The organism is Burkholderia sp. IDO3 (assembly GCF_003366075.1).
Lineage (GTDB): Bacteria > Pseudomonadota > Gammaproteobacteria > Burkholderiales > Burkholderiaceae > Burkholderia > Burkholderia anthina.
On the sequence record NZ_CP028962.1, the window covers coordinates 906,810 to 930,424 of the forward strand.

The following is a 23,615-nucleotide window of genomic DNA, read 5'->3' on the forward strand; positions in this document are numbered from 1 at the left end:
CGGGGGCAGAACGCAGGCCGATACCCGGTGATCCGGGGATCGCCGGGTAAAGCGGCGTTCGTTACTGCTTCGGCAGCCGCGCGACGTTGCGCGCGAGCAGTTCCTCGATGTCGATGCCTTTTTCCGCCAGCAGCGTCGTGACGACGCCGGTCAATTCACCCAGCGTTTCCTTGACCGATTCGCGGATCGTATCGACGACCACCTGCGTGCTGCGTTCGATCTCGATGTTGACCTTGTCGCTGGCGCCCTTCGCGTCGAAGGTCGTCGCGCGGCGCGTTTCCGGAATCAGCCACACGTCGAACCAGCCTTCGTCGCGGTTGACGTCCGACACGGTGAGGCTGCAGCCGTTGATCGCGATATAGCCCTTCGCGAACACATAGCGCTTGAAATCGGCCGGCACGGCGATCCGGATCATCCGGTTGTGCTCGGACGACGCGATGTCCGCGATGGTCCCCATGAAGTCGACGTGGCCGGACAGCGGATGCCCGCCGATTTCCGCGCCATCCTTGGCGGCGCGCTCCACGTTGACGCGCGCGCCGGTCGTGAGGTCGGCCAGCGTGGTGATGCGCAGGCTCGGCAGCATCACGTCGAAGTCGATCAGGGCCGGGGAATGGATCGTCGTCACGGTCAGGCAGACGCCGTCGACCGACACGCTCGCGCCGATCTCGATGTCGGTGGTGAAGCCCTCGGGGAACGCGATGCTGAACGTTCGCAGCTCGCCGTGATCCTTGATGGTCTCGATGACGCCAATACCCTGAACAATGCCTGTAAACATGATCTGCCTTTCGTCGCAAATTGCCTGGCCGGTATGATAAGTGATCCGGGGAATCCCCATCGCCGACGTGGTTGCGGCGCGGTGGCGTCCACGGAAGCCGGCAGTAAAAAAGGCCGTGCATCGGCACGGCCTCGATCCCAATCCGATGACGGCGTGAGCCGACGGCAACGACGTCGCCATCGGCTCACGTCACCGCCTGCCGGCATCAAACCGCCGCCGGCTCCCCCAACGGCCCCGCATCGTCATCCACCATGCGCCCCGGCGAATCGATCAAGCCTTTCGCCAGTTCCAGCGCCTGCCGTTCGAACAACCGGCGATAGATCCCGCCGTCGATGCGGATCAGCGCGTCGTGGCTGCCTTCCTCGATCACCTTGCCGCGATCGAGCACGAGCAGGCGGTCGAGCGCGCGCACCGTCGACAGCCGGTGCGCGACCACCAGCGTCGTGCGGCCGACCATCAGCCGTTCCATCGCCTGCTGGATCAGCACCTCGCTTTCGCTGTCGAGGCTCGACGTCGCTTCGTCGAGGATCAGGATCGGCGCATCGGCGAGGAACGCGCGCGCGATCGCGACCCGTTGGCGTTCGCCGCCCGACAGCTTGATCCCGCGTTCGCCGACGAGCGTGTCGTAGCCGTCCGGCAGCGCGACGATGAAGTCGTGCGCGCTGGCCAGGCGCGCGGCGCGCTCGATGTCGGCGCGGCTCGCGTCGGGACGCGCATACGCGATGTTCTCCGCGAGCGTGCGGTGGAACAGCACGGGCTCCTGCTGGACGATCGCGATCTGGCTGCGCAGCGAATCCTGCCGTACCTGCGCGATGTCCTGGCCGTCGATCGTGATGCGCCCGCCCGACACGTCGTACAGACGCTGGATCAGCTTGATGAACGTCGTCTTGCCCGATCCGGAATGGCCGACGAGGCCCACGCGCTCGCCGGGCGCGATGCGCATCGAGAAATTGTCGTACAGCGCGACCGGATGGTTGCCGTAGCGGAACGTCACGTGCTCGAAGCGGATCTCGCCCTGGCCGATCCGGATCGCCGGCGCGTCGGGGCGATCGTCGATGCCGAGCGGCTGACGCTCGAGCGCGACGAGTTCTTCCATGTCGTTGACCGAGCGCTGCAGGTTGCGGATGTGCATGCCGACGTCGCGCAGATAGCCCTGCAGCATGAAGAACATCGTCAGCGAGAACGCGATGTCGCCGACGCTCGCCTCGTCGTTCGCCCACAGCCGCAGCGCGACACCGATCATCGCGGCCTGCATCGCGACGAGCATCGCACCCTGCAGCCCGCCGTTGAGCGTGCCGCGCACCCACGTGCGGCGCGTGCGCTGACGCCACTTGCCGATCACGCGCGCGAGCCGCGCTTCCTCGCGCGTTTCCGCGCCGAACGCCTTGACGACGGCGTTGCAGCTCACTGCGTCGGCAAGCGCGCCGCCCATGCGCGTGTCCCACAGGTTGCCGAGCCGCGCGGCCGGCGCGACGATGCCGAGCGACACGGCGACCGTCACCGAGATGTACAGCAGCGAACCCGCGCCGACGACGAGCCCCATCACCGGCCAGTGCGTGCCGAGCAGCACGGTCGCGCCGACGAGCATCGTCACCGACGGCAGCAGCGCGATCAGCACGGTGTCGTTGAGCAGGTCGAGCGCCCAGATCCCGCGCGTGATCTTGCGCACGGTCGAACCCGCGAAGCTGTTCGCGTGCCAGTCGGTCGAGAAGCGCTGCACGCGATGGAACGACGCGGCCGCGATCTCGCTCATCATCTTCAGCGTGAGCGTGATGATGTTCAGGTAGACGCCCTGCCGCAGCAGCGTCGCGCCGATGCCGAGCGCGGCGAGCGTGCCGAACGCGACGAGGGCCGAATGCCACGCGGCGGCGCGGTCGGCCAGGCCGGTCGACAGCGCATCGACGAGGCGGCCGGCGAACAGCGGCGTGAGCACGTCGGCGAGTGCGCCGAGCAGCGCGAGCGCCGCGATCGCCGCGGTGCGCACCGGCTGTTTGCGCCAGTAGCGGAAAGTGAAGCCGAAGACGGCCTGGAATGCCTGGCCGCCCGGACGGGTGGTTTTTCTGGTCATGTGTCGTTGCCCGGCGCATCGCGCGACGGGACTTTCCGGTTCGGAGAACGTCGAAAACGCAACAGCCGGCCGCACGAGCGACGCGGACAAAACGAAACGGGCTGTCGGGAAAAAAGCGCGGGCTGGCGGGTTAGCGAAGCATCCGGGAGCCGGCGCGGACGACGGGCTGGATCAGCCGCGCCGTGGGACCACGTTCGGGAAGGTTGCTGGCATGGGGGACATCCGCACCTCCCTGAAGTGAACGGTTGAAAGGACGCCGAAAAGACGTGAACGGATTTTATCAGCAGTGCAGGACTCGCCGCAACGTCTGACGAATACGGCGTTGCAGCGTCGATACGGTTAGTATTCGGGGTTCCGGCCCTTCTTCGTGGCACGTGCCGCGCAGCGGTGGCGCAGGGGGCGGCCGCCCGCATCGATTACACTTTCGCGTTGCGCGGCGTGCGGCGCGGCGAGTGCCCACGCGCCACGCGCCGGCCGGCACGGCCCCGCGGATTCACCCCGATACATTCCTGAGGAAACGATGAGCGACGTTCAGCAAGGCATCCTGGCTCCGATCGACACGGCGGCCCGATACCTGACTTTCACGATTTCGGACAACGGCAACGTGGCGGCGGCGCTCACGGCGCTGCGCGCGCTCGTCGACGGGCGCGACACGGTCGTCGGCTTCGGACATTCGCTGGCCGCGCACCTCGGACGCCCGGTTCCGGGCCTCGCCGAATACCCGGCGTTCGCGGTGAACGACCGCACGCTGCCGGTCACGCCGGCCGACGTGTGGGTGTGGCTGCGCGGCGACGATCGCGGCGACCTCGTGCTGCGCGCACGCGCGATCGAGCGCGCGCTGGCGCCGGCATTCGCGCTGCAGGACGCGGTCGACGGGTTCCGCTATTCGAACGACCGCGACCTGTCCGGTTACGAGGACGGCACGGAGAACCCGGAAGGCGACGACGCGGTGGCCGCGGCGATCGTCACGGGGCAGGGCGCCGGGCTCGACGGGTCGAGCTTCGTCGCGGTCCAGCAATGGCTGCACGACTTCGATCAGATGGAGCGCATTGCGTCCGGCGACATGGATCACATCATCGGCCGCCGCCGCTCGGACAACGAGGAACTCGACGACGCACCCGAGTTCGCGCACGTGAAGCGCACCGCGCAGGAAAGCTTCGAGCCGGAGGCGTTCATGCTGCGCCGCTCGTCGCCGTGGTCCGATGCGCGTCGCGCAGGCCTCTACTTCGTCGCGTTCGGCTGTTCGTTTCGCGCGTTCGACGTGCAGATGCGCCGGATGAGCGGCGCGGACGACGGTATCGTCGACGGCCTGTTCCGCTTCACGCGGCCGCTGACGGGCGCGTATTTCTGGTGCCCGCCGGTGAAGGACGGCAAGCTGGATCTGTCCGCGCTCGGCCTGTAAGCGCCGGACGACATTCGCGAACGGGCGGGCCGCGCATGGCGCACGGCCCGCCCGTTTTGCATGTCAGGTATCGGCCGCGTGCGGGGCGGGCTGCTTCCCGCGCCGCATGCCGGTGTTGCGTACGACGATGGTCAATTCAACGTCGTTTCGATGCGCGTGCCGCGCTTGATGAACTGCGTGACCGGCGTCTTCTCGCAGATCTCCGCGAGACGCTGGCGTTGCGCGTCGTCGAGCGGGCCGTCGAGCGTCACGACGCGGCGCACGTATTGCAGCCCTTCGCGATCGGCATGCAGCTCGGTGCGCACGTCGATGCGCGCGTCCGGCCACGACTTGCGCTGCATGTACATGCGCAGCGTCGCGGCCGTGCATTGCGCGAGGCCGGCGAGCACGAACTCGTACGGCGCCGGGCCGAGATCCTGCCCGCCTTCGCGCGGCGCTTCGTCGCCGGTCAGCGCGTGCGTGCCGGCCTGGAGCTGGACGACGTAGTTCGGCGCGTCGGCGGCGAGGGTGGCGGCAGCGTGGATGAGCGGCATGGCAAGACTCCGGTGAGCGGGAAAGAGAGGGCCGCGACGGCGCGCGGCGTACGAGCCGCCAGCATACCGGTTCGGCCGGAATCGCGGGCGCTGGCGCGGGCTCGCAAGCCTGCGTCATTGGCGTGAAGGGCGATCCTGGGCCGCGACGCCGGCGCTGCGCCGCACCAGCGCCGCGACGTGTTCCCGCACCCACTGGTGCGCGCGATCGGTTTCGCGCGATTCGTGCCAGTAAGCGAGCAGCGGAAACGGCTTGAGCCGAAGCGGCAGCGGCTGCACGGCGATCGGCAGCATCGACGTCATGCGCAGCGCATACGTGCGCGGCAGCGTGAGCAGCAGGTCGCCCGACGCGGCGATCTGGCATGCGGCGAAATAGTGCTGGCAGACCATCTGGATGTGACGGAAGCGCCCGTCGTTGCCGAGCAGCACGTCGAGCGACTGCGGCTCGCCGAGCAGCGACACCGCGATATGCCGCGCGGCGAAATAGTCGCCGCGCCGAAGCGTGCCGCTCATCAGCGGATGATCGTGGCGCATCGCGACGACGAGCGAATCGTCGAGCAGGTGCTCGGTCGCGATGCGCGGGCCGGTCTGCACGCGGCGGTCGACGACGAGGTCGAGATTGCCGGATGCGAGTTCGCGTTCGATGTCGTGCACCGCGACGCGGCGACTCACGAACCGCAGGCCCGGCGCTTCGTCGGCGAACGCGGCGACGATCTGCGGCAGCGCGATCGATTCGAGCACGTCGCGAATGCCGACCGCGACGCTCAGGTCGAGAGTTGCCGGATCGAATGCCGACGGGGCGCGCGCGGTGCGCTGCAGGCCGGCCAGATGAAGCTGTACGTCCGCGATGATCGCGCGCGTGCGCTCGGTCGGCACGACGCGGTTGCCCTGGCGCACGAACAGCGGATCGTCGAAATGCGCGCGCAGCCGGTTGAGCGCGTGCGTGACGGCCGGCTGCGTCAGATGCAGGGCGCGGGCGGCCGCGCCGATGCCGCCGTGCACGTAGACGGCGTCGAGCACGCGAAACAGGTTCAGGTCGAGACGATGATCGGTGGCCACGGATGCAGTCGAGGAGGGGCGTGCGCCGATTCTAAAGGATGCGCGAACAACGGACGCGCAGGCGCGCGCTGGCCTGAATCGGCATTGCCGAAAATGCCGTTTCTATCGCACTCGTTCACGACGATCGACGCGATTCGATGCATGTGGATGACGTTCGTCCCGATACGCAACATTGGCCGCATTCGATGCCGGCGCGCCGCATCGGCATGCATACTTCGGCGCGGCCATGTCTTCAGCCGGCGACAGCCTGTAGTAATCCGCCATCATGCTGTCCCGCTCGGCCATTTCGCGCCAAAGACATGACCCGTTCGGCTAAGATGCCGTCGCTTCATATTTCGAGATAGCCGTCCTGTCGCACGAGATCAAACCAAATATAAGCCCGACAGTTCGACGGTATTAGAAGAAGTCGAAACAGTCGGGGGCTTGGCCAGTGGAAGCAGCAGATCAGAGGTGGGTCGTTGTCTATTTGAGTACGGGGTTTTCTTTGGCCCAGGCCGCGCGTCTCGGCGAGGCTTTCAATCTGGCGAATCGCCTGCATGCGTTCAGTGCGGATTACCAGCTGAAGTACGTATCCGAAAGCGGCGGGTTGTTGCAGTCGTCGTCCGGCGTGAAGATCGCTGCCGAGGCGCTCGGCGACGAGCACGGCCGCCGCGCATTCGCGTTCTTTCACCTTCACGGCGATCGCGTGTCGGTCAACTGGGACGATGCGTTGCGGCGTCGGCTGACCGACATTCGCCGGCATGCGCGATGGATCGTCGACGGGATGGATTTGTCGACGCTCGCGGCGGCGCAGCGGCCGCAGGATGCCGGCGCGACGACGACGGGGCGCGCCCGCCGGGCGGCGGCAACGATCGAACGGCAGGGCGACGAAGCCGACGTGCTCGGCACCGTACTCGACATGTTCCGCGCCGATCTCGGCGACAGCGCCGCGCAGGAGATTGCCAGCAACCTGCTGCGGCCGGTCGAACAGCGCTGTACGCAGTCGATGTGGGCGTTTCGCGAGTTGAGCGCGAGCCCGTCGATCCGGATGTCGGTGCAGCAGTTGCGTGCGCAGAGTGCGAACCGCATCTCGATTGCCGACATCGCGCAGGCGGTCGCGATGAGCGAGCGCAATTTCCTGCGGCGCTTCAAGAAGGAAATCGGCGTGACGCCGACCGAGTTCGTGCGGCACGTGCGGCTCGAGCGCGCATGTCACATGCTGATCCACACGACGCTGCCGGCCGACAAGGTCGCGCGGCGCACGGGCTTCGGCAGCGGCGAGCGTCTGGCGAAGCTGTTTCGCCAGCGGCTGCTGATATCGCCGACCGAGTTTCGCGTCGCCGAACGCGAGCGGCTGCTGTCAAACGGTGCCGGGGCGCCCGACGGGATGCCCGACACGCAGCCCGCGCCGCGGCCCGACCGCGCCGACGGCGAGCGGCCGAGCCGGGGCCCGCGCGCCGATGCGCGCGAGAAAACGGGGCGGATGACCGTAAAATCACCGTGTCGCGATCACGATCCCCGGTTCCCATGCCCTTGCTTCCCACTACCGCCACAGCCCCCTTCTGCCCGTCAGAAGTAAAGGGCAGCATCACGATCGACGTCGGCGCGTCGCGCTGGGTGAAGCTCAAGCGCTTCTTCGGCCCGGGCCTGCTGGTCGCGATCGGCTACATGGATCCCGGCAACTGGGCGACCGACATCCAGGCCGGCTCGCAATTCGGTTACTCGTTGCTGTGGGTCGTCGCGTTTTCCAGCCTCGCCGCGATCTTCCTGCAGATGCTGGCGGCGCGGCTCGGCCTCGTCGCGGGCAAGGATCTCGCGCAGGCGAGCTACGACCGATACGGCCGCTTCGGCCGTATCGTGCAATGGGTGACGGCCGAGGTGTCGATCATCGCGTGCGACATCGCCGAAGTGCTCGGCTGCGCGCTGGCGTTCAAGCTGCTGCTGGGCGTGCCGCTCGCGTGGGGGATCGTGCTGACCGCGCTCGACACGGTGATCGTCCTCGGGCTGCAAGGCAAGGGCTTCCGGCAGATCGAGGCGATCGTGCTCGGGCTGATCGCGACGATGGCGTTTTGCTTCGTCGCGCAGGTCGCGATCACGCCGCCCGACTGGCATGCGGTCGCGCTGGGGCTCGTGCCGGGCGATCCGGGCCACGACCGCAAGGATGCGGTCGTGCTCGCGCTCGGCATCGTCGGCGCGACGATCATGCCGCACAACCTGTATCTGCATTCGTCGGTCGTGCAGACGCGGCACGTGGTCGGCGGCGCGCGCGGCCTGGTTCGCGACACGCTCGCGCTGGTGCGCATCGACACGTGCGTGTCGCTGTTCGTCGCGATGCTCGTCAATGCGGCGATCCTGGTCGTCGCGGGCGCCGCGTTTCATGCGACCGGCCAGCACAACGTCACCGACATCGAACAGGCGTACCGGCTCATCACGCCGATCGCGGGCGGCGCGGCCGCGCTGCTGTTCGGCATCGCGCTGCTCGCGTCGGGGCAAAGCTCGACGCTGACCGGCACGATCGCCGGCCAGGTGATCATGGACGGCTTCCTGCATACGAAAATTCCGTGCTACCAGCGCCGGCTGATCACGCGCGGGCTCGCGCTGGTGCCGGCGCTGATCGGCGTGCTGTGGCTCGGCGACGGCTCGGTCGGGCAGTTGCTGGTGTGGAGCCAGGTGCTGCTGAGCCTGCAGTTGCCGTTCGCGATGTGGCCGCTGATCCGCTCGGTCAGCGATCGCAACACGATGGGCGAGCATGCGATCGGCCGCAGGATGCAGGCGGCCGCGTGGGCGCTGTTCGCCGTCATCACCGGCACGAACCTGTTGCTGATTACGGGTGTCGCGGGCTGATACAGCCTGTCACAGGCTGACACAGACGCACGGCGCGCTTGCGTTAAACTGCGGCCTTTCGCTTGTCGTTCGAAGTCCGTCATGTGGAGTGAAATCAGCAACATCGGCGATGCCGCGTTGACCCTGCCGGTCGCGCTGACGTGCGCCGTCTGGCTCGCGCTGTCCAACTGGCGGCTCGCGGTGCGCTGGGTCGCGCTGCTCGCGCTCGGGATGAGCGTCGTCGGGGCCACCAAGATTCTCTACGCAGGGTGCGGAATCGAGCTTCCGCAGTTCGATTTCCGCGTGATCAGCGGGCATACGATGCTGTCGACGTCGGTGTGGACCGTCGCGCTGTCGATGCTGTGGCAGGCGTGTCGTCCGGGGAAGCTGCCGGGTGTGGCGGCGGGCCTCGCGGTCGGCGCGGTGACGGCGGTTGCGCGCGTGTTCGATCATTCGCACACGATTCCCGAAGTCATCGCCGGCTGGCTGCTCGGCGCCCTGGTCGCGCTGGTGTTCCTGCACGCGTACGACCGGGCGCTCAAGCGCGCGTTCTCGCCGCGCATCGCGGCCGTCTGCCTGCTGCTCGTGTCCGGCATCGCATACGGACATCGCGCGCCGTTCCAGCAGATGATCGATACCCACTCTCCGCAGCTCTGCGCATTCGTGCGCGCGTCAGGCGACGGATTCTGACGACGGTTCCCGCCGGGGCACGGGATGCCCCGGTGCCGCATGCGGTTCTCGCACGGCGGCGCTCTTCCTATACTTCAGTCCATTCGTTTCATCGTGTTGCCGGCTTGTGCCGGCGTCCGGTTTCCGTCGAGCCGAGATCCCGGTCGCGCCGCACCGCCGGATCGGCACGGACGCGAGCAGGTCATGAGTTGTGTCTATGACCGGGCATTACGAATATTCATTTCATCGATTGGCGGCATTCGCGTACGCTGACGGTCGTTCGATCGGGGGCCGGCCGCGACGGGCCGCCCGATCCGCCGGTGCGCGTGTCGCTGCCGGCTCGCTATACTCGCGCAACACCGCGCGGCCGCCGGCCGGCGCACGGCAACTGCCGTCGCGGCAGCGGCTCGCAACGACGATTCACGATAGGAGCAGGTCACATGACAGTCGTTTCTTCGCGCCTCGCAGGCAAGTGCGCGTACATCACGGGCGCCGCCGGCGGCCTCGGCCGCGCGATCGCGCGCCGGATGGTCGAGCAGGGCGCGCGCGTGTTCCTGACCGACATCGCCGAAGCAGCGGCGCTCGATGCGTTCGCGCAGGAACTCAACGCGGGGCGCGCGGCGCCGGTCGCGTTCGCGGCGACGCAGGACGTGCGCGATGAAGCGCGCTGGCAGGCGCTGCTGGTGCAGGCGGTCGACGCGCTGGGCGGGCTGTCGGTGCTCGTCAACAACGCGGGCGTCGGGTCGATCGGCTCGCCCGCGCAGATCGAGCTCGACGAGTGGCGGCGCGTGATGGCGATCAACGTCGAGAGCATCGTGCTCGGCTGCAAGCATGCGCTGTCGTATCTGGCCGAGAGCAGCCCCGCTTCGATCATCAACATCTCGTCGGTGGCCGCGTTCAAGGTCGAACCGGACTTCACCGCATACAACGCGTCGAAAGCGGCGGTCGCGTCGCTGACGAAGTCGGTCGCGATCGATTGCGCGCGCCGCGAACTCGACGTGCGCTGCAACTCGATTCACCCGGCGTTCATCCGCACGGGGATCGTCGAGCCGCTGTTCCAGTCGCTCGGCGAACGCGATGCGACGCGCAAGCTCGCACGCGGCATTCCGCTGCGCCGGCTCGGCGACCCGGACGACGTCGCGCATGCGGCCGTGTATCTGGCGTCCGACGAGAGCCGCTTCGTGACGGCCGCCGAACTCGTGATCGACGGCGGCATGTGCGCGGTCTGACGCGCATCGACAACCACAACCGGAGGAGAACATCGTGTCGACACAAGTGAACCGCCAACTGCTGCTGAAGGCGCGCCCGGAAGGGCGCGTCGGCCGCGAACATTTTTCGCTGGTCGATACGCCGGTGCCGGCGCTCGCCGACGGCGACGTGCTCGTGCGCGTGCTGTATCTGTCGATGGACCCGACCAACCGCGTGTGGATGAGCGACGTGCCGCAATACCTGCCGCCCGTCGCGATCGGCGAGGTGATGCGCGCGCTCGGCATCGGGCGCGTGGTCGCGTCGCGCAACGCGGGTTTCGCGGAAGGCGATCTCGTGCAGGGGCTCGTCGGCTGGCAGGACTACGCGGTCGTACCGGCCGACCAGGCCGCGCAGTTCGTGAAACTGCCCGCGCAGTCGGGGCTGCCGCTGCCGACGCTGCTCGGCGCGTGCGGGATGAGCGGCCTGACCGCGTACTACGGGCTGACCGACATCGCGCCGGTGCAGCCCGGCGAGACGCTCGTGGTGTCGGCGGCGGCAGGATCGGTCGGGTCGATCGCCGGCCAGATCGGCAAGATCCACGGCGCGCGCGTCGTGGGCATCGCGGGCGGAGCGGACAAGTGCCGCTACCTGACCGAAACGCTCGGCTTCGACGCGGCCGTCGACTACAAGGCCGACGATTTCCGTCAGCAGCTCAAGGCGGCGACGCCGGACGGCGTGCACGTGAACTTCGAGAACGTCGGCGGCGAAGTGATGCGCGCGGTGCTGTCGCGAATGGTGATCGGCGGGCGCGTCGCGCTGTGCGGCGTGATCTCGAACTACAACAGCGGACGTGCGGCGGACGACGTCGGCGTGCTGATCTCGAAGCGGATCACGATGCGCGGCTTCCTGATCCTCGACTATCGCAAGAGCCGCGAAGCGGTGCAGACGCTCGCGGGGTGGCTGCGCGACGGCCGGCTCAAGGCCGAGGAAACGGTGGCCGACGGCCTCGAAAACGCCCCCGACGTGCTGAACCGCCTGTTCGACGGCGACCATCGCGGCAAGCTCGTGCTGCGCGTCGATCCACACGCGTGAACGGTTGCGGTCGGGTCGCGCGACCTGCGATCGATCGTCGGGAAGGGATGGATTCCGGGCGCGTTTCGCCCGGTGCGGTTTCGGCAAACGGCGGTGTGACGGATGCGTCACGCCGCCGTTTTTTCGTGTGGATCGGGGCGATCGTGCCGGCGCGCGGCGCGGCGTGACGAGCGATGGCCGGGGCGGTGCCGGAAAATGCGACGGGCGCCGTGGCGCCCGTCGTGAACCGCATGCGTCATCCGTGACGGGCCGTGCCCGTTCGTCGCGTCATTCGCCCTGTTCGGAGCGCGCGTAGATGTCCCAGCTCGCCATGAACAGCGCGGCGACGAGCGGCCCGATCACGAAGCCGTTGATCCCGAACAGCGCCATCCCGCCGAGCGTCGAGATCAGCACGACCCAGTCGGGCATCTTGGTGTCCTTGCCGACGAGGATCGGGCGCAGCAGGTTGTCGACGAGGCCGATCACGCCGACGCAGAACGCGACGAGGATCACGCATTTCCAGATCGCGCCGATCGCGAGGAAGTAGAGCGCGGCGGGCACCCACACGAGGCTTGCGCCGATTGCCGGCAGCAGCGACAGGAACGCCATCAGCGCGCCCCACAGCACGACGCCCTCGATTCCGAGGATCCAGAAGATCAGGCCGCCGAGCGCGCCCTGCACGAGCGCGACCGCGATGTTGCCCTTCACGGTCGCGCGCACGACGGTCGTGAACTTCGCGAGCAGCAGGTTCTTGTGCTCTTCGTCGAGCGGCATCGCGCGGCGCACGCGCCGGCCGATCTCGCCGCCGTCGCGCAGCAGGAAGAACACCATGTACAGCATCACGCCGAAGCTCACGACGAACTGGAACGTGTTCTGGCCGATGCTGAGCGCCTGGGTTGCCGCGAACTGGCTGATCTGCGCGGCGCCGTCGGTCAGCTTCTTCTGGATGCCGGGGATGTTGGTCAGCCCGTACTTCTGCAGCAGGTGCTGGATCGACGTCGGCAGCGCGTGAATGATGTCCTGGAAATACTGCGAATAGTTCGGTTGCGCGCTCTTCAGTTCCTGGTACACGTACGCGATTTCCTGTACGAGCGTGGCCGTGACGAACACGAGCGGCAGGATCACGATCAGGATGATCAGCGACATCGTGACGAGCGCGGCGAGGTTGCGCCGCTTGCCGAGGCGCGCGGCGAGCCAGCGCTGCACCGGCTGGAACAGGATCGCGAGAATGGTGCCCCAGAAGACGGCGCCGGAGAACGGCGCGAGAATCCAGCACAGTCCGACGGTGACCGCGAACAGCAGGAAATAGAAGAATTTTTGGTGATCGTGTCCGCTATCCATGGATGGTTCGCGCAGATTGATGCCTAGTTTGATTGAATCTCGTTGCCCCGGGCGCGATCGGCTCGCGAACGTCAACGAGTTCGCGGCGACGCGCGCGGCGGGGCGGCCCGATCGCAGTATGCCCGCAAAGGTGTCGCCATCATAGCCGGGGCGCGCGGCGCACATGAAAACGCCGCGGCCGGAGCCGCGGCGCTGCCGGGAAGCGGACGCGGCGATGCCGCGCCGGATCGTCAGATGTTGAGCTTGGTGACCTTGGTGCCGTTCACCGACAGGTCGCCCATCAGGCCCCCGTTGGTCAGCACCAGTACCTCGACCGGTGCGGTGGCCGTGTTGGAGTCGACCGCGCCGTTCGCGCCGACCTTCACGACCGCGACGGACGCGTCGGCGCCGGCCGACCAGCCTTCGGACTTGCGGAACGAGTCGAGCGCATCCTGCGTCATGAACAGGAACACGATCGCTTTCGATTGCGCGCCGGCCTGCAGGCCGACCGACAGCGACGACGTGTTGTAGTACCCGACGGTGCTGCCGCCGACGCGCAGCGCGCCGTTGCCGGACTGGCCGCCGACGATGAAGCCGGCCTGCAGCACGTTCGGGAACACGAGCACGCCGCGCGATTTCGCGACGAGCTCGCGCGAGCCCGGCACCGTCGAATAGAGGCGCGACAGCGTCGCGTTCACGCTCGCGTCGATCGACTCGCGTTTCGACGCGCTGGCGGATGCGCTCTCGGGTTTGTCAGGTGTGGTGGTGCAGCCGGCAAGTGCAAGGCTGCCGAGCATGACGGCGGCGGCGGCTTTCAGGGCGAGGGACTTCTGCATGGCGATTCTCCTTCGTTGTCGGGTTGATGACGGGCGGGGCGGGCGTGGTGCGGGCGGCCCCGCTCAACGGCGGGAAAGGAGCAGGCCGGCGACGAACGCGAGGCCCGCGACGACGCCCGCGGTCTGCCACGGATTGTCGTGCACGGCTTGTGACACGCGTTCGGCCGAGTCGCGCAGCCGGGCGGCTGCGGAGCCCGATGCGTAATCGAGCGTGCTGCGCGCTTCATCGAGCCGCGCCTGCACGCGCTTGCGCAGCGCAGCGATGTCGCCGTCGCCATCGTTTTTCAGCAGATCTTCGAGTTCGTCGACGAGCCCGCGCAGATCGTCGGTCACGTCCGCATGCAGGTCGCGGGCGGCCGAGCGCGTCGTGCGTCCCACGCGCCGGCCGGTGCGGCGGATGTCGGACAGGCCGCGGTCCAGCTTGTGCTCGATCGAGTCGGTGAGCGCCATGGTGGTTATCCTCCTTCGATTTGATTTACAGGCCAATTTGAAGATAAGACGAATCCCAACAACCAGTGTGATTCACATCATCCAATTGAGTTTCGAGACAAATTTTCAATTCGTCGGCGGGATGCCGTGAAAGCCCCGCCGCACGGGGCGGGGCGGCGGTTGAAAAAATTTCGCGCGTCTGGCGAAGTGGCGCCGGGTCGCATTTGCACGAAGTGAAAGTACGGTAAATATGGCGTCGCCCGAGTGGTCAGGTAAATAGTGCCATTGCACGCGTCGGCTTGATGCAATTGCACTAATCGCCGTGTTCCCGGGCAGCACGGTTCGTGCCCGCGCGGCTCACGCGCCGTCTTCCGCCAGCGCAAGGTCGATGACGATCGGATCGTGATCCGACGAGCGGTATGCATCGGGTGCGTAATACGCGGCCCGTTGCGCCGGCGTTTTGTAATCGGGCACGGCTTGCAACGCAGTCGGCTCATCGGCATTGATGTGCCATGCATGCACGGCCTTCACGCGCGCGGCGAGCGGCGCGGTGGCGAGCGCGTGGTCGAGGTTGCCGGCCTCGCCGCGGAAGACGTAGCTGTACCCGGCATTGCCGAGAAAGCGGGCGACGAGGTTCGCGTAGCCGCGCGACTCGAGCGCGCGCAGCGGATCTTCCTTCGCGTAGCTGTTCAGGTCGCCGATCAACAGGACACCGTCGGCCGCGACGCCGGTCGGCGACGTGGCGAGCCAGTCGGCGACGCGTGCGGCCGCGCGCGTGCGCGTCGCGTTCCAGCAGCCCTGGCCGTCCTGCTGGTCGAGATCCGGGCCGGTCGCGTGCGGACAATTCTTCGATTTCAGGTGGTTGACCGCGACCGTGAACGCGCGTGTTCCGCCGATGCGCCGGAACGTCTGCGCGAGCGGCGGCCGGCTGCGGCCATCGAGCGCGACGGTGGCGGCGCGTCCGACGGGTTCGATCGTCCGGCTGTCGTACAGCAACGCGACCGCGATCGCGTCGCGACCGAGCCGCGCGGTGCCGGGGTCGACCGCGCGCCAGCCGTCGCCGAGCCGGGCCGCGAGCCGCCGCACGGCGCTCGCGGGGCCATGACCGTTGTTCGCGATTTCCATCAGGCCGATCACGTCGGCGCGCAGCGCCCGCAACGCGGCGACGATCTTCGCTTCCTGGCGCGCGAACGCGGCGGGCGTCTTCGCGCCCCGATTGGCCGGATCGCGGAAGCCGCCGTCGCCGCCGCCGTTGAAATAGTTGAATACGTTGAACGATACGACGCGTACGTCGGCCCGCGCATGCCGTGCCGGCGCATCGGCCCGCGGGTTCGACGCGGCGTCGAAGACCGGTGCCGCCGCCGGCACCGGCTGCAGCCGCCACGACCCGTAGCGCTGCTCGAGCACGCCTTCGACACCGCGCACCGTGTAGCCCGAGCGCAGCGTATTGGCGGCGCTCAGCGCGGGCGGCGGATAGCGGACGGTCGCCGGCGTCACGCGACTCGCGCCGTCGTCGAGCACGATGCGGTTGCGGGCATTGGCCGCCGCCTGCGCCGCGGCGTCGGCCGGCGAGGCCACCTGGGTCGGGATTTGCAGGCGGCCGTTGCTGAGCACGATGCTGCCGTAGCGGCCGAGCGCGTAAGTGTCGCTGACCGTCAGCGCTTGCGCGAACCTCACCCGCATGCCTTCGTGCGCGGCAAACACCGACAGCGCGTCGACCGGCAGCGCGAGCGCTGCCGGGGTGACGGTCTGCCCGCGCGCGCAGACGGCCATGTGGCCCGACAGCGCGAACTGCGTGCGGCCGTATTTCTGTTCGACTCTTCCCGTCAGATGCACGAGATCGCCGGGATTCGCTTGCGCGTCCGGTGCATAGACGAACAGGCCTTCGGGCACGCCCGGCCGCTGCCGCCGCTGCGCGTCGGCTTGCTGGACGAAGAATCCGCCGAAGCCGTCGGCGCCGCCGAATGCCGCGGTGACGACCGCTTCGATCGACGTGGTGCGTCCGGCCAGCGGCGAACGGCCGCTGCGATGCCGGAGGTCGGCGATCGCCGTGGTTGCGCCGCCGCAGCCGGCGCTGACCGGCAGTGCGGCGGCGGCGGGCGGGGCGGCACAGACGAGCGATGCGGCGGGCACGAGCGACGGCAGCAGGCGTGACATGGAGCGGTCCACAGGAAGAAAATTCGAAGGTTCGGGAAAGCATGTTGACGGCAAAATCGCGTGCCGCGATCGAAATGGCCGTTCGGCCAGTGCCGGATGGCCAACGATGCCGGCGGGGCCGGCCGCGGCTGTTACGCTCTGCACCTGACCTGCCGTTGCGCATCGTTTTTGCATGCATTCCGAACGCTTCCGCGCACGGCTTCACCAGGAGATCTTCATGGCCTACATGCTGTTGATTGTCGAACCGGCCGGCCAGCGCGCCGAACGCACGCTCGAGGACGGGCAGGCGCTGTATGCGCGGATGGTCGATTTCGCCGAGACGCTGAAAGCGCGCGGCGTGCTGCGCGGCGTCGAGTCGCTGGAGCGCTCCGAGCGCGCGACCCGTGTGCAGGTTCGCGACGGCGAGACGCGCGTCGTCGACGGCCCGTTTGCCGAGGCGAAGGAGATGGTCGGCGGCTTCTTCCTCGTCGACGTCGATACGCGCGACGAAGCGATCGAGATCGCGCGCCAGTGCCCGGCCGCGCAATGGTGCACGGTCGAAGTGCGCGCGGTTGGTCCGTGCTTCCTGTGACGGCCGCTTCTCGGTGTTTACCCTGGTTCGTCGTGCGGAAGGTCGATCCGTCGGCCTGCCGCCCGTCGTCAGGACAAGGCGCCGATGAATGAACGGACGCCCCTTTCCACCGACGACAGGGAGTGAACGATGCGATTCATGATCATGATCCGGGCGAACGCCGTCAGCGAATCCGACGCATTGCCGGACAACCGGCTGGTCGAGGCCATGACCGTCTATCACGAGGAGCTCGCCAGGGCCGGCGTGCTGCTCGATGCGAACGGCCTGCGGCCGAGCGCGCGCGGCTGGCGCGTGCGGTACGCCGGCGGCAAGGGTACGGTAGTCGATGGTCCGTTCGCGGAGACGAAGGAACTGATCGCCGGCTATACGCTGATACAGGTGCGTTCACGCGACGAGGCGCTCGAATGGACGCGGCGCTTTCCCGCGCCGTTCGGCGCGGAGATGGACTGCGAGATCGAGGTGCGCCCGTTGTTCGAACTCGACGACCTCGCGCCCGGCGACGCGGTCGAGCGGTTCCGCGAACTCCATGTCGGCCGCCCCGGCGCCTGATGTCCACCTGAGCACAACCTCACCGGGAGCACCCGACATGCACAAGATGGTCTTCATCAACCTGCCCGTGGCCGACCTGCCGCGCTCGAAGGCGTTTTATCAGGCGCTCGGCTTCGAGATCGTGCCGGCCTATACCAACGATCAGGCCGCCTGCCTGAAGATCAGCGACGCGATCTTCGCGATGCTGCTCGTGCGGCCGTTCTTCCAGACCTTCACCGACAAGACGATCGTCGATCCGGCGACGCACGTGCAGGTGTTGTCGTGCCTGTCGTGCGACAGCCCCGCCGAAGTCGACGAAGTCGTCGCGAAGGCGCGTGCGGCCGGCGGCACCGCGCCGCGTCCGCCGATCGAATACCCGGGCATGTACGGCCACAGCTTCGCCGATCCGGACGGCCACGCATGGGAGCTGATGTACGTGGCGCAGGACGCGGCCGCACCGGGGCCGGCGGCGTGACGCGCGAGGCGACGCATCGTGCGATCGAAGCCGTGTGGCGAATCGAGGCGCCGAAGATCATCGCGCGCGCCGCGCGCGTGGTGCGCGATGTCGGCGTGGCCGAGGAGCTTGCGCAGGACACGCTCGTCGCGGCGCTCGAGCACTGGCCCGTCGACGGCGTGCCCGACAACCCGGCCGCATGGCTGATGACGGCCGTGAAGCGCCGTGCGCTCGACCGGGTCCGGCAGGAGTCGCTGCATGCGGCGAAGCGCGATCAGCTCGGCCATGAAATGGACGCGCTCGAAGCGCACGTCGTCCCCGACATCGCGGATGCGCTCGCCGATGCGCGCGACGACGACATCGGCGACGATCTGCTGCGGCTGATCTTCACGTCGTGCCATCCGGTGCTGTCGACCGACGCGCGCGTCGCGCTGACGTTGCGGCTGCTCGGCGGGCTGACCACGGGCGAGATCGCGCGCGCGTTCCTGTCGCCCGAGCCGACGATCGCGCAGCGCATCGTGCGCGCGAAGCGCACGCTCGCGGCGGCGCGCGTGCCGTTCGAGGTGCCGTCCGTCGACGCGCGGCCCGCACGGCTCGCGTCGGTGCTCGAGGTGATCTACCTGATATTCAACGAAGGCCATGCGGCGACCGCGGGCGACGACTGGACACGCCCGGCGCTGTGCGACGAGGCGTTGCGCCTCGGCCGCGTGCTGGCCGGGCTCGCGCCGGACGAAAGCGAAGTGTTCGGGCTCGTCGCGTTGATGGAACTGCAGGCGTCGCGCATGCATGCGCGCACCGATGCGCAGGGGCGGCCGGTGCTGCTGCTCGACCAGGATCGCGGCCGCTGGGATCCGTTGCTGATCCGGCGCGGCCTCGCGGCACTCGAGCAGGCGACGAAACTCGGAGGCGTGCGCGGGCCGTATGCGCTGCAGGCCGCGCTCGCGGCCTGCCATGCGCGTGCGCGGCACGCGTCGGATACCGACTGGGCGCAGATCGTCGCGCTGTACGACGCACTCGCCGAAGTCGCGCCTTCGCCGGTCGTCGAACTCAATCGCGCGGTGGCGGTAGGCATGGCGTTCGGGCCGGCCGCGGCGCTCGAACTCGTCGACGTGCTGCGCGACGATCCCGCACTCGCGCGCTATCACTGGCTGCCGAGCGTGCGCGGCGACCTGCTCGCGAAGCTCGGCCGCGCGGACGAGGCGAAGGTCGAATTCCGGCGTGCGGCGGAATTGACCCGTAACGAGCGCGAAAGGGAATTGCTGCTCAAGCGTGCGATGGATGCGTGATGCGTCACGTCGTCCCTGCCACGTTGCAGGCCGTGTCGCGCGGAGCCGGCCACCCATCGGCCACCCATCCGCCATTCGCCCGGCCAATCGCCGCGCCATTCCGGCCCACGGATGCCGTATCGTCCCCGGATTCCCGCCGGCCGCTCGCTATCGGCCGCATTGAAAAAGCCTATTGGGGGATGCGAACGCGAGCGCCTAGATTAAAGAGCACGATGCGTGCGCCTTTCGCAAGCGCATCGTTCCCCACATATATCATCGGCCCGGCTTGGCATGCGGCCGCGCCGACTCGAACGGAGGCGCAAATGGCTCAACTCAAGGGCAGCAAAACCGAAGAGAATCTGAAGGCCGCATTCGCGGGCGAGTCGCAGGCGAACCGGCGCTATCTGTATTTCGCTTCGAAGGCCGACGTCGAAGGCCAGAACGACGTCGCCGCGCTGTTCCGCTCGACCGCCGAAGGCGAAACGGGCCACGCGCATGGCCACCTCGAATATCTGGAAGCCGTCGGCGATCCGGCCACGGGTTTGCCGTTCGGCTCGTCGCGGCAGAATCTCGAATCGGCGATCGCCGGCGAAACGCACGAATACACCGACATGTATCCAGGCATGGCGAAGGCCGCGCGCGACGAAGGCTTCGACGAAATCGCGAACTGGTTCGAGACGCTCGCGAAAGCCGAGCGCAGCCACGCGAACCGCTATACGAAGGCGCTGGACGGTCTCGTCGACTGACGCGGGCCCACGCAAGGCCGCATGGCCCGCCGCGGCATGTCGCGCGGCCGGCCGTGCGTCGATCGCCGTCCGCATCGCGCGGGCGGCGCGCCCGCGCGCATGCGCGCCATGCTGGAGCGCCTCATGCCCCACAAGGAAGGCAGTCTCGAAGCCCCGACCCGGCATCCGCTCGACTGGCAGTCCGACGCGTTCTACGATCAGGCCGCGATCGATGCGGAAATGACGCGTGTGTTCGACATCTGCGCCGGATGCCGGCGCTGCGTGTCGCTGTGCGGCGCATTTCCCACGCTGTTCGATCTCGTCGACGACACGCCGATGGGCGACGTCGACGAGGTGTCGAAGGCGGCATTCGGCAAGGTCGTCGACCAGTGCTATCTGTGCGATCTCTGCTACATGACGAAGTGTCCGTACGTGCCGCCGCACGCATGGAACGTCGACTTCCCGCACCTGATGCTGCGCGCGAAGGCCGCGCGCTACCAGCGCGGCGAAGCGACGCTGCGCGACAAGGTGCTGTCGAATACCGATGCGCTCGGCCATCTCGCGGGCATTCCGGTCGTCACGCAGACTGTGAACGCGGTGAATCGCACGCCGCCCGCGCGCCACGCACTCGAAGCGGCGCTCGGCGTCGATCGCAACGCATGGCTGCCCGAGTTCGCGCCGCGCAAGTTCCGGCGCGCCGCGAAACGCTCGGACGGCCCGCCGGTGCGCGACGGCGAGCGCACGCCCGGCAAGGTGGCGATCTACGCGACGTGCTACGTGAACTTCAACGAGCCGGGCATCGGTCACGACCTGCTCGCGATCCTCGCGCACAACGAGATTCCGTACGAGCTCGTCACGCGCGAAGCGTGCTGCGGGATGCCGCTGCTCGAGCAGGGCAACCTCGCGGGCGTCGCCGCGAAGAAGGCCGTGAACCTGCCGGTGCTGGCGCGCTATGCGCGCGAAGGCTATGCGCTGATCGGCGCGATCCCGAGCTGCGTGCTGATGTACAAGAGCGAACTGCCGCTGATGTTCCCCGGCGACGAAGCCGTGCGCGCGGTGGCCGACGCATTCTGGGATCCGTTCGAATACATGATCGCGCGGCACCGCGACGGGCTGCTGAAGACCGATTTCAAGAACGGCCTCGGCACCGTGTCGTATCACGTGCCGTGTCACGCGCGCGTGCAGAACATCGGCCGCAAGACGGCCGACACGCTGTCGCTCGTGCCCGATACGCGCGTCAACGTCGTCGAGCGCTGTTCGGGGCACGCGGGCACGTTCGGCGTGAAGAAGGCATTCCATGCGGACGCGATGCGCATCGGCGCGCCCGTGTTCAAGGCGATGGCCGAGCCGAAACCGGATGTCGTGTCGTCGGACTGCGCGCTCGCCGGCCATCACATCGAGCAGGGCATCGGCGAACACGGGCTGCCGGCCGCGCCGCTCGCGCATCCGCTGACGCTGTTGCGCCGCGCGTACGGCATCTGAATCGATCGCGCCGTGAAGACATCGACGACATTCGAGGACATCCCATGACGCTGACCCGCGACTCGCTGCTGACGCTCGAAGCGTACGCGAAGATCCGCAAGGCCGAACACGCGCGGCTCGTCGCGTACAAGCGCCGCCGCGCGGTGGCGCTCGGCAACCATCTGCGCTTCCTGTTCGAGGACGAGACCACGATCCGCTATCAGATCCAGGAGATGCTGCACATCGAGAAGATCTTCGACGAAGCGGGCATCGACGGCGAACTGGAAGCCTATCTGCCGCTCGTGCCGGACGGCACCAACCTGAAGGCGACGCTGCAGATCGAATACGAGCACGAGGCCGAACGGCGCGCGGCGCTCGCGCGGCTGATCGGCGTCGAGGATCGCGTGTACCTGCGCGTCGACGGGCATCCGGATGGTTATGCGATCGCCGACGAGGATCTCGATCGCGACAACGCGGAGAAGACGTCGGCCGTTCACTTCGTGCGCTTCCAACTGAGCGGACCCGTGCGCGCGGCGCTCAAGGACGGCGCGGCGCTGTCGATCGGCTGCGACCATCCGGCCTATACGGTGCCGCCGCAGCGCATCGATGCGGACGTGCGTGCATCGCTCGTCGGCGATCTGCGCTGACGCGCGGCCGCCTGATCGCCCGCTTGCCCGCCGCTGCCGCCGAGGATGTAACAAACCTGCCCGGACTTGCCTGCCGGAGAACAATGTGCGCTGCCTGCCGCGGCGCTTTCATCATCCGCAGAGAAACAATAAAAAGATTGTGCACGGAGATAATTCAGTTGATCCGTATTCGAACGATTTACCGATCCGTGAATATCTTGTTACGAATTTTTCCCTGATTTACCGAATTCGGGAAGCAATTCGATCGAGTGTTTCAGGAGAGGGTCGGAACACCCGTTGAAGCCTGTTGTAAGGACTCCCGCCACCTCCCGCAAAGCCCCGCCAGACGGGGCTTCCCAGCGCCGGGCATAACGATCGCGTAAAAAAATTCAAGCGTAAATAGATTGCGCATCCATGGCAGGTTGTTTCAGTGAGTAACATTAAGTCATTGTCATATTGAGATAAACCCTGAGGGTGGTATGCTTCGTGCACAAAAATTCCCACATTGGAGTGAGACCGTGATTTGTGCGCCATTGCCGGGAATGGCGGCACCGTGAAAGTGCGGTGCCGCGCCGGCGTGCACAACATTCGGATAACCATAAATGTGCAACCGGGCCGCCCCGTGACGCGATGCGTGACGACGGCGCCGCCAATCGCAGCCCCGGCCTGGCTGCGTGGAGAGATCTACTATGTTCTTCGATGAGCTTAACGATGAAGAGTGGTTTCGTCTTTCAACGCTGATCGCCGATGAACCCATCCGGCTGAACCGTCGCGGCCGTCCACGAGCCGAGCCGCGCGTCGTCGCCAACGCGGTCCTCTGGATCCTGACGACCGGTGAAGCCTGGTCCAAACTGCCCGGACGTTATCCGTCCGGGCCGACGTGCCGCCGCCGCTACGAAGAGTGGCTCGCGAACGGCACGCTGCTGCAGATGATCGACGTGCTGACCCAGTTCAGCGGGCGCACGTTCGCGTACGTTCCGCCGCCGCCCGTGCCGGTCGCGCCGGTATGCCGCGCGGAGCCCGTGCCCGACAACGACCGGCTGCGCGGCGTGTTCTGGCAGAACCCCGAGTCGTGGCAACTGCCGGTCGCGCAGGCGAGCGCGTGGGGCGGCGAAGGGGCGACGCTTGCCGCGATGCCGAGCGACGACGCGGCTGAGTCGTCCGATGCGTCGTTTTCGGTGCCGGGCGCGGCGCCCGCCGGGCTGCGCCACGGGCGTCCGACCGCGGCGAGCTTCGCCGCGGCCGAACCGCAAGTCGACGAATATCGCGGCTATACGATCTGCGGTCTGGCGCAGCCGGTGCAGAACCTGATGTATCGCGCCTGGGCCGAGATCATGCAGGACGACCGGCGCGTCGAGCGCTCGGGCCTGATCGGCCCGCGCTTCACCGATGCCGACGAAGCGGAGCAGTACGCGCTCGACTGGGCGCGTCAGTGGATCGATCGCCATGGTGCGAGCGACGAGCCGGCGCACGCGCCGCAAAGCGAGGTGCTGGCCGGCTTGTCCGTGCTGGCGCGGGCGGAGTCGGACATCAAGCGCTTCATCGCCGAGCGTCACGCGGGTGCGCTGTCCGAGAGCCGCAACGATCCCGTGCAGTCGGATCGCCGCGAGTATGCGTACCGCGTAGGTTGATCGTCATCCGAACGAAAGCGCGCGGGCCGTCGTGTGCCGCGATGCCCG

Annotated in this window: 22 protein-coding genes; 14 read left to right on the plus strand and 8 right to left on the minus strand. The window is 67.8% G+C overall.

Annotation, left to right across the window (positions count from 1 at the left end):
- Positions 1-61: 61 nt before the first annotated feature.
- Both DCN14_RS04225 and DCN14_RS04230 read right to left on the minus strand, forming a co-directional pair.
- A complete protein-coding gene (locus DCN14_RS04225; protein ID WP_096505573.1) occupies positions 62-775 on the minus strand; it encodes a riboflavin synthase subunit alpha in 714 nt (237 codons plus the stop codon).
- Positions 776-980: 205 nt separating this feature from the next.
- Positions 981-2,843 (minus strand): ABC transporter ATP-binding protein, encoded by a 1,863-nt coding sequence (locus DCN14_RS04230; protein WP_096505571.1) that lies wholly within the window; start codon positions 2,841-2,843, stop codon positions 981-983.
- A gap of 520 nt (positions 2,844-3,363) precedes the next feature.
- On the opposite strand from DCN14_RS04230, the gene DCN14_RS04240 reads away from it, so the two are divergent.
- Positions 3,364-4,245: a Dyp-type peroxidase gene (locus DCN14_RS04240; protein ID WP_096505569.1), complete on the plus strand. Its 882-nt coding sequence runs from the start codon at positions 3,364-3,366 to the stop codon at positions 4,243-4,245.
- 131 nt (positions 4,246-4,376) lie between these two features.
- On the opposite strand, the gene DCN14_RS04245 is transcribed toward DCN14_RS04240, so the two are convergent.
- The gene (locus DCN14_RS04245) at positions 4,377-4,778 is read right to left on the minus strand and encodes an OsmC family protein (RefSeq protein ID WP_096505567.1); all 402 of its coding nucleotides are present in this window, start codon (positions 4,776-4,778) and stop codon (positions 4,377-4,379) included.
- 114 nt (positions 4,779-4,892) lie between these two features.
- Positions 4,893-5,834 (minus strand): LysR family transcriptional regulator, encoded by a 942-nt coding sequence (locus DCN14_RS04250; RefSeq protein ID WP_096505565.1) that lies wholly within the window; start codon positions 5,832-5,834, stop codon positions 4,893-4,895.
- A gap of 484 nt (positions 5,835-6,318) precedes the next feature.
- Here DCN14_RS04250 and DCN14_RS04255 point away from each other — a divergent pair, with 484 nt between their 5' ends.
- The 5 genes from DCN14_RS04255 (at position 6,319) to DCN14_RS04275 (ending at position 11,585) form a co-directional block, all read left to right on the plus strand.
- The gene (locus tag DCN14_RS04255) at positions 6,319-7,392 is read left to right on the plus strand and encodes a helix-turn-helix domain-containing protein (protein WP_096505563.1); all 1,074 of its coding nucleotides are present in this window, start codon (positions 6,319-6,321) and stop codon (positions 7,390-7,392) included.
- Positions 7,341-8,657 carry an Nramp family divalent metal transporter gene (locus DCN14_RS04260; RefSeq protein WP_096505561.1) on the plus strand — a complete coding sequence of 439 codons (1,317 nt, stop codon included), beginning with the start codon at positions 7,341-7,343 and terminating at the stop codon, positions 8,655-8,657. Before DCN14_RS04255 ends, DCN14_RS04260 begins: the two co-directional genes overlap by 52 nt.
- 81 nt (positions 8,658-8,738) lie before the next feature.
- Positions 8,739-9,326 (plus strand): phosphatase PAP2 family protein, encoded by a 588-nt coding sequence (locus DCN14_RS04265; protein ID WP_096505559.1) that lies wholly within the window; start codon positions 8,739-8,741, stop codon positions 9,324-9,326.
- Positions 9,327-9,745: 419 nt separating this feature from the next.
- Positions 9,746-10,534, plus strand: coding sequence for an SDR family oxidoreductase (locus DCN14_RS04270; RefSeq protein WP_096505557.1), 789 nt, complete (start codon positions 9,746-9,748; stop codon positions 10,532-10,534).
- Between the two features lie 34 nt (positions 10,535-10,568).
- Entirely contained in the window at positions 10,569-11,585 is a 1,017-nt protein-coding gene (locus DCN14_RS04275; RefSeq protein WP_096505555.1) for an NADP-dependent oxidoreductase, read from the plus strand.
- Positions 11,586-11,852: 267 nt separating this feature from the next.
- Here DCN14_RS04275 and DCN14_RS04280 read toward each other — a convergent pair whose 3' ends face one another.
- The 4 genes from DCN14_RS04280 to DCN14_RS04295 all read right to left on the minus strand — a co-directional run bounded on the left by DCN14_RS04280 (position 11,853) and on the right by DCN14_RS04295 (position 16,306).
- Positions 11,853-12,905 carry an AI-2E family transporter gene (locus DCN14_RS04280; protein WP_096505553.1) on the minus strand — a complete coding sequence of 351 codons (1,053 nt, stop codon included), beginning with the start codon at positions 12,903-12,905 and terminating at the stop codon, positions 11,853-11,855.
- Positions 12,906-13,135: 230 nt separating this feature from the next.
- Positions 13,136-13,720, minus strand: a complete 585-nt coding sequence (locus DCN14_RS04285) for a YSC84-related protein (RefSeq protein WP_096505551.1) — start codon at positions 13,718-13,720, stop codon at positions 13,136-13,138.
- A 63-nt stretch (positions 13,721-13,783) separates the two neighbouring features.
- Entirely contained in the window at positions 13,784-14,170 is a 387-nt protein-coding gene (locus DCN14_RS04290; protein WP_096505549.1) for a DUF883 family protein, read from the minus strand.
- A 336-nt stretch (positions 14,171-14,506) separates the two neighbouring features.
- Positions 14,507-16,306, minus strand: coding sequence for an ExeM/NucH family extracellular endonuclease (locus DCN14_RS04295; RefSeq protein WP_096505547.1), 1,800 nt, complete (start codon positions 16,304-16,306; stop codon positions 14,507-14,509).
- 217 nt (positions 16,307-16,523) lie between these two features.
- Between DCN14_RS04295 and DCN14_RS04300 the strand changes: the two genes are divergently transcribed.
- From DCN14_RS04300 to DCN14_RS04340, 8 genes are all read left to right on the plus strand, one after another.
- Complete coding sequence (locus tag DCN14_RS04300) at positions 16,524-16,877, plus strand: YciI family protein (RefSeq protein ID WP_096505545.1); 354 nt, start codon at positions 16,524-16,526, stop codon at positions 16,875-16,877.
- 129 nt (positions 16,878-17,006) lie between these two features.
- Entirely contained in the window at positions 17,007-17,426 is a 420-nt protein-coding gene (locus DCN14_RS04305; protein ID WP_096505543.1) for a YciI family protein, read from the plus strand.
- Between the two features lie 37 nt (positions 17,427-17,463).
- Positions 17,464-17,880, plus strand: a complete 417-nt coding sequence (locus tag DCN14_RS04310) for a VOC family protein (RefSeq protein ID WP_096505541.1) — start codon at positions 17,464-17,466, stop codon at positions 17,878-17,880.
- Positions 17,877-19,145, plus strand: coding sequence for an RNA polymerase sigma factor (locus DCN14_RS04315; RefSeq protein ID WP_096505539.1), 1,269 nt, complete (start codon positions 17,877-17,879; stop codon positions 19,143-19,145). Before DCN14_RS04310 ends, DCN14_RS04315 begins: the two co-directional genes overlap by 4 nt.
- A gap of 302 nt (positions 19,146-19,447) precedes the next feature.
- On the plus strand, positions 19,448-19,870 hold the full coding sequence (locus tag DCN14_RS04320) for a rubrerythrin family protein (protein ID WP_096505537.1): 423 nt from the start codon (positions 19,448-19,450) through the stop codon (positions 19,868-19,870).
- A 123-nt stretch (positions 19,871-19,993) separates the two neighbouring features.
- The gene (locus DCN14_RS04325) at positions 19,994-21,331 is read left to right on the plus strand and encodes a heterodisulfide reductase-related iron-sulfur binding cluster (protein WP_096505793.1); all 1,338 of its coding nucleotides are present in this window, start codon (positions 19,994-19,996) and stop codon (positions 21,329-21,331) included.
- Between the two features lie 44 nt (positions 21,332-21,375).
- The gene (locus DCN14_RS04330; RefSeq protein WP_096505534.1) at positions 21,376-21,957 is read left to right on the plus strand and encodes a DUF3501 family protein; all 582 of its coding nucleotides are present in this window, start codon (positions 21,376-21,378) and stop codon (positions 21,955-21,957) included.
- Between the two features lie 668 nt (positions 21,958-22,625).
- A complete protein-coding gene (locus DCN14_RS04340) occupies positions 22,626-23,567 on the plus strand; it encodes a transposase (RefSeq protein WP_096505532.1) in 942 nt (313 codons plus the stop codon).
- Positions 23,568-23,615: the final 48 nt, after the last annotated feature.